General features: G+C 41.0%; 6 protein-coding genes and 1 pseudogene. All 7 read left to right on the forward strand.

Features of this window, described 5'->3' with window-relative positions:
* Nucleotides 1-283 (forward strand): annotated as a pseudogene (locus tag POTG_RS24870) (MBOAT family O-acyltransferase); the annotation flags it as partial.
* A 40-nt stretch (nucleotides 284-323) separates the two neighbouring features.
* Nucleotides 324-788, forward strand: a complete 465-nt coding sequence (locus POTG_RS22750) for a hypothetical protein (protein ID WP_050769768.1) — start codon at nucleotides 324-326, stop codon at nucleotides 786-788.
* Nucleotides 789-823: 35 nt separating this feature from the next.
* Nucleotides 824-1,504 carry a DHHW family protein gene (locus tag POTG_RS22755; RefSeq protein ID WP_232282298.1) on the forward strand — a complete coding sequence of 227 codons (681 nt, stop codon included), beginning with the start codon at nucleotides 824-826 and terminating at the stop codon, nucleotides 1,502-1,504.
* A gap of 20 nt (nucleotides 1,505-1,524) precedes the next feature.
* Nucleotides 1,525-2,268: a sugar phosphate nucleotidyltransferase gene (locus POTG_RS13670; RefSeq protein WP_009225420.1), complete on the forward strand. Its 744-nt coding sequence runs from the start codon at nucleotides 1,525-1,527 to the stop codon at nucleotides 2,266-2,268.
* Nucleotides 2,269-2,285: 17 nt separating this feature from the next.
* Entirely contained in the window at nucleotides 2,286-2,834 is a 549-nt protein-coding gene (gene rfbC / locus POTG_RS13675; protein ID WP_009225421.1) for a dTDP-4-dehydrorhamnose 3,5-epimerase, read from the forward strand.
* A gap of 14 nt (nucleotides 2,835-2,848) precedes the next feature.
* Nucleotides 2,849-3,871 (forward strand): dTDP-glucose 4,6-dehydratase, encoded by a 1,023-nt coding sequence (gene rfbB / locus POTG_RS13680; protein ID WP_009225422.1) that lies wholly within the window; start codon nucleotides 2,849-2,851, stop codon nucleotides 3,869-3,871.
* Nucleotides 3,868-4,736, forward strand: an 869-nt coding sequence (rfbD, locus tag POTG_RS13685; RefSeq protein WP_009225423.1) for a dTDP-4-dehydrorhamnose reductase, incomplete at its 3' end; no start/stop codon positions are given. The genes rfbB and rfbD, both read left to right, overlap by 4 nt.

Here is a 4,736-nt window from a genome sequence, read left to right on the forward strand (position 1 = left end):
CTCTTTCGAATATTTAAAAGTGATGTTTGGGGTTAACTCTAATAATATTATAGATAGACTGTCACTGTATTATTTGCATGATTACGGAATTTACTTTGTGGTGGGACTATTATTATGTATACCGGTAGCTAATATTATTAAAGAAAAAATTCAAAGAATGTTTACTAAATATCCGATTTATGAAGTTGTTGTAGTTCCGTCAGCTGTTTTTCTTTTATTTTTACTAAGTACAATTTTTCTGGCAAATTCCACGTACAACCCGTTTATCTATTTTAGATTTTAGAACTTAAACTTTTTATTCGTTTACTAGGGGACTAAGTTTTATGAACAAAATTACCAGTATCGTAATTTCTGTCTTATTTATAGGCGGTATATCTATTTATGGATTGACTTCTTGGATAACAACAGATAGGCTGACCTCAGATATTGAGAATAGATCCTTATCCCAAAAGCCTAAAGTAAGTAAAGAAGGACTTTTGTCAGGTGAATTTTTTGATAATTTTGAATCATATTATAATGATCAATTGTTTGAAAGGGATTTATTAATTAAAACCTATACATTACTTCAATTAGAAATGCGTAAGACTATTATTAATGGGGTTGTTATAGGTGAAGATGGATGGTTAATGGAAGCGCCAACGACATTAATAGAGAAAAGTAAGTTAAAGACCTCCTTGGAGCAAATAAATGAGTTGGCCAGTTATACTGATTCTAATGGAGTTTCATTATACTTAGCTTTGGCCCCACATAAAAAAATATTCTTTCGAAAAAATATCCAGATTATCTGAACGAAAATATCGGTAATGAACGACGTAATTATTTTGTGGAGAAACTGGATTCTAGGATAAATTATATTAATCTACCAGAATATTTTACTGACTTATATTCTGCAGATGAATTAGAAGATATGTATTTTAAAACTGATCATCATTGGAATTTCAAGGGAGCGTTAAACGCATATCCCATCATTATCAGTAAAATGAATAATCTTTTAGACTCCAATTCTAAGGAACCTATAAAGGACTATACGATTAGATGTAACGACAACGCAAAATTTGTGGGTAGCTATAGTAAAAAGTTATTCAAATTAGTGGACTCTGATTCTGAATATCAATGTGGTTATTATCCTGATACCCAAAAGGATTTAACAGAATTCTCAGCTATAAATTCGAAGGGTAAAATATTGAGTAACTTTTCAGAAGTGTTTGGATCGAAACTGTCAAACAGAGAGATTACTTATGCTGGTCTTTCTTCGGGGGACATGGCTGAAATCCATTTTCACTATAAAAACAAAAACAACACTAATCTACTTGTTTTAAAAGATTCCTATGCAAATGCAATAGTTCCTTTCTTAGCACAACATTTCTCTGATACCTATGTATTAGATTTGCGGCACTATAAAGAAAAAAGTGTCTACCAGTATATCAAAGATCACGATATAAATGTTGTTCTTATTCTATATAATGATACAAATCTATCTGGAGAAATGTATTCATTTGACTAACTACCGATTGGGGTGAACTAATGAAAGCCATCATCCTAGCAGGCGGGACAGGCTCTCGCCTGTTTCCCTTAACTAAAGTCACCAACAAACACCTACTCCCTGTGGGAAAGTACCCCATGGTTTTTCACGCCGTATATAAGCTAAAACAAGCAGGACTTACCGACATTCTGTTAGTTACCGGTAAAGAGCACATGGGTGACGTTGTGAGTTTACTCGGCAGCGGGAGTGAGATGGGGGTTTCCTTTACTTATAAAGTGCAGGATGAAGCCGGGGGAATTGCGCAAGCTCTTGGCTTGGCTGAACAGTTTGTAGGAAACGATCAAATGGTCGTTATACTCGGTGACAATGTGTTTGCTGATGACATCACACCATATGTTGAACACTTTAAAAATCAGCAGACTGGAGCTAAAATATTGATTCAGAAGGTTCCAGATCCTAGCCGGTTTGGCGTTCCTGAACTTGAAGGGAATCGTATCATCTCCATCGAAGAAAAGCCTCGGATACCCAAATCCAGTTACGCAGTGACCGGAATATATATGTATGATCATAAAGTTTTTGAGATCATTCGCAGCCTAAAGCCGTCTGCACGAGGCGAATTGGAGATCACGGATGTCAATAATGCATATATTAAACGAGGAGAACTCACCTTTGATGTGTTGCAAGGCTGGTGGACGGATGCAGGGACGCATTCGTCATTGGCTAGAGCTAATGAATTGGCTAAGGATTTAGTATATGGTGAGGAATTTGGGCAACTCAAGCTTTGACGGGAGGGAGCTTGGTTATGAAATTAACCCCATTAAAATTGGAAGGGGTTTTCTTGCTTGAACCGGTGGTACATGGAGATCACCGGGGTTTTTTTATGGAGAGTTATAATGAAGCTGTATTGAAGCAACTGGGGATTAACTATCATTTTGTCCAAGATAATCAATCCTTGTCTTCAGAAGTAGGTGTCCTGAGGGGATTACATTATCAACTGAATCCGAAGGCGCAAGCCAAACTGGTCCGCGTCCTGACAGGTGCCATCTATGATGTGGTATTAGATATCCGCAGGTCCTCACCAACTTTTGGTCAGTGGATTGGGGTTACTTTAAGTGAAGCAAACAAGCGTCAGCTCTTAGTGCCTAAAGGCTTTGCTCATGGGTTTTGCACCCTTGAACCGAACACCCAAGTTTTCTATAAAGTAGACGAATATTATTCTCCGGAACATGATCGCGGCATACTATGGAATGATCCAGCTTTAAAGATTAATTGGCCGGTCAGTGAACCGTTGCTTTCGGACAAAGACCGGAGGCATCCAACATTTGCGGAGGCTGAAATGAATTTCGATTAGGAGGATTCCTTCAGATGAAACTTCTCGTTACAGGCGGTGCCGGCTTCATCGGCAGCAACTTTGTGCTATACATGCTGAAGCAGCATCCGAACTATCAGATTCTCAATGTGGATGCACTTACTTACGCCGGAAACCTGGAAAACTTGAAGTCGGTGGAAGGCAATCCGAATCATACGTTTATTAAAGCGGACATTACGGAAGCTAAGGCCATGGATGCTTTAATTGCTCAAGGCGTTGATGTCATTGTTAACTTTGCGGCGGAATCGCATGTAGATCGCAGTATATTGGAACCGGATATTTTTGTGAAGACCAATGTGTTGGGGACTCAGGTGTTGTTGGATGCTGCCAAAAAGCATGGGGTAGGGAAATATGTTCAAGTATCTACCGATGAGGTCTATGGTTCGCTGGGGGAAACCGGGCTGTTTACGGAGGAGACTCCGCTGGCACCCAATAGTCCTTATTCCGCCAGCAAAGCGGGTGGAGATTTATTTGTACGTGCATATCATGAAACCTTTGGGCTTCCGGTGAACATCACACGTTGTTCCAATAACTACGGGCCGTATCAATTCCCCGAAAAGCTGATTCCATTGATGATCTCTAAAGCATTATCTGATGAGCCGCTGCCCGTTTATGGCGACGGATTAAATATTCGTGACTGGCTCTACGTTGAGGATCACTGCAGTGCGATCGATCTAGTAATTCATCACGGACGTGACGGTGAAATTTATAATATAGGCGGAAATAATGAGCGAACCAATTTGCATATTGTGCGTACGATTTTGGAGCAGCTCGGCAAGCCGGAATCGTTGATCAAGCATGTGCAGGATCGTCCTGGGCATGATCGCCGGTATGGTATTGATCCTACCAAAATCATGAAGGAGCTGGGGTGGAAGCCAAAGCACTCGTTTGAAACTGGAATTAAGGAAACCATTCGTTGGTATTTGGACAATAAGGAATGGTGGACTCGAATTCAAACTGGGGCCTACCAAGAGTATTACGCAAAACAGTATGGTAATCGTTTGGGTGATCCATCATGAGAGTGCTTGTAACCGGAGCAAAAGGTCAGCTGGGCCATGATGTCGTGCATCTTTTTGAGAATGCAGGACATCTTGTGTTGCCATGCGATCGGGACTCGTTGGATATTACCGATGGTGCGATGTGTCTGGAACGTGTGCAACAGTTTAAACCCGATGCGATCATCCACTGTGCAGCTTACACGGCGGTCGATCAGGCGGAAACCGATGTCGATGCGGCGTATGCCGTGAATGCCGTAGGAACCCGGAATATGGTGTTAGCGGCTGAGCGAGTGAAGGCGAAGTTCTGCTACATTAGTACGGATTATGTTTTCGATGGAACCAATGTTTCACCTTATCAGGAATACGATAATACCAATCCCCAGAGTGTCTATGGGAAGTCAAAACGAGCCGGAGAAATCTTGGTTCAGAGCCTATCTTCCACATTTTTTATTGTTCGAACATCCTGGGTATACGGTTTGCATGGGCAAAATTTTGTGAAGACGATGCTGAAGCTTGGGCAGGAAAAACCGATACTTAACGTTGTAAACGATCAAAAGGGTTCGCCTACTTACACGGTAGATCTGGCAACATTTCTGCTGGAATTGATTCAAACCGAGAAATATGGCATCTATCACGCTTCAAATACAGGGGAATGTACATGGTTTGAGTTTGCGCAGGCTATCTTTGAAGAAGCTTCTGTCATATTAAGGAAACATTATATGGCTCAAGTAGAGCCATGTACAACCGAGGAGTTTCCTCGGCCAGCACAACGTCCGCGATACTCAGTGTTGGATCATATGGCGATCCGTACAAATGGACTACAGGATTTACGGTTCTGGAGGGAAGGCTTGAAGGATTTTTTGAGGGAATTGAGTAAGCATCATAG

It is taken from the genome of Paenibacillus sp. oral taxon 786 str. D14 (genome assembly GCF_000159955.1).
GTDB lineage: Bacteria > Bacillota > Bacilli > Paenibacillales > Paenibacillaceae > Fontibacillus > Fontibacillus phoenicis.

Excerpts from the sequence above, each read along its gene's own strand:
- POTG_RS22750 (WP_050769768.1), top strand. The coding sequence starts at position 324 with ATGAACAAAATTACCAGTATCGTAATTTCTGTCTTATTTATAGGCGGT.
- POTG_RS13670 (WP_009225420.1), top strand. The coding sequence starts at position 1,525 with ATGAAAGCCATCATCCTAGCAGGCGGGACAGGCTCTCGCCTGTTTCCC.
- rfbC (WP_009225421.1), top strand. The coding sequence starts at position 2,286 with ATGAAATTAACCCCATTAAAATTGGAAGGGGTTTTCTTGCTTGAACCG.
- rfbB (WP_009225422.1), top strand. The coding sequence starts at position 2,849 with ATGAAACTTCTCGTTACAGGCGGTGCCGGCTTCATCGGCAGCAACTTT.